At 39.7% G+C, this 1394-nt stretch carries 1 protein-coding gene; it reads left to right on the top strand.

The features are described 5' to 3' along the window. Window positions 1-52 precede the first annotated feature (52 nt). Window positions 53-1394 (top strand): phage tail spike protein (locus KTHG_RS20850; RefSeq protein ID WP_186439711.1); only part of this gene is annotated, 1342 nt, incomplete at its 3' end.

Here is a 1394-nt window from a genome sequence, read left to right as displayed (position 1 = left end):
TAAAAGCTACTCATAAGAGTGGCTTTTTTATTTGATTGAAAGGAGACACCGAATGAATTTATTAATACTAACAGCGGATGCACGTTCACGATATGCTGCAGAAGATTACAAAGTTGAGGCTTCATTATCGAACGATAGTCCACAAGCATGTCCATTTTACGACGATGTACGGAATGAAAAACTAGAAGATTTCTATGACACATATCAATTTAGTGTGCCAGAAAACTTCGAAGAAGCCGATCATGTCGTACCGAGTAATTATGTTCTCTTTGAAGATGAAACGAATAAGTTTCGTTTATTCCGAATCATCGATGTAGAGAGTGGACTACTGGGCAATGTTCATGTGAAAACAGCGAAGGCTGAAAATGCCTTTGTAGATGATTTACTAAAAACGATTGTGCCACGCGCTACATTAGGCACTGTTAATTTTCCGGATGCGTTCGCACATTGCTTGGCCAACAGTGGCTGGCAAATCCGCAATAGCGAGTACCTGGGCGAATTAAGAAATCAAACGTTTGAAGGAAATACGAATGCACAAGAAACGATTCAAGGGATTTGTAAAGAGTACGGTGGCGAAATTGATGCGTATGTCCTCATGAATAGTGCGAATAAAATCATCGGAAAATACTTTGATTTAGTTGAAGAACGAGGACGCAACAACACCGGGAAACGTTTCGAATATCGTCGAGATATTACAGGTGTGACACGTACGCAGTCCATTTCAGAATTTTATACCGCTATTAAACCAATCGGGAAAGATAACCTGACCATACAAGATGTCAATGAAGGTAGTGCCATCTTATATGATTCAGAAGCCAACGATTTATATAACGGTGGCAAAGAGTATTTAGTGAAATATATGGATTTCAGTGAAATTGAACATGCCAGTGCGTTATATGCTGCAGCGAAATTAGAACTGAATAAATGTAATAAGCCACGTTATGAATATACCGTTGATACGGCATTACTTGAAGAAACTGCAGGTTATGAAGAAGAACCAGCTTGGCTTGGTGATCATGTACGTGTCATTGATTTTGAAATGAAGCCACCACTTGTTGTAGGTGCCCGTATTATTGAAAAAGATACGTCAAACAGTGATTCATCAAAAGATAAGGTAACGCTCGGTGAATATATTGAGCTTAATTATTCAACACCGAACGACATCAAAAATCTACAAGCGCAGCTAGATACTATCAAGAACCACATGCAACCAATTTATCGCATTGAGGTGAAAGCGACAGCTGGTACAATCATCCGAAATGGGATTATTGAAGGGGATGGCACCGCAAAACTGCAAGCCATTGTGTACCGTAATAACTCACTTTATGTTGGGGCCAGTGACCAGTACGTGTGGGAAAAGATTTATCGCGATACAGGAGAGCATGATAACGTTT

This window comes from Kurthia sp. Dielmo, assembly GCF_000307285.2.
In the GTDB taxonomy this organism is placed as follows: Bacteria; Bacillota; Bacilli; order Bacillales_A; family Planococcaceae; genus Kurthia; species Kurthia populi.
Note: the sequence above shows the minus strand (reverse complement) of the source record. Positions and strands in the feature narration are given on the sequence as shown.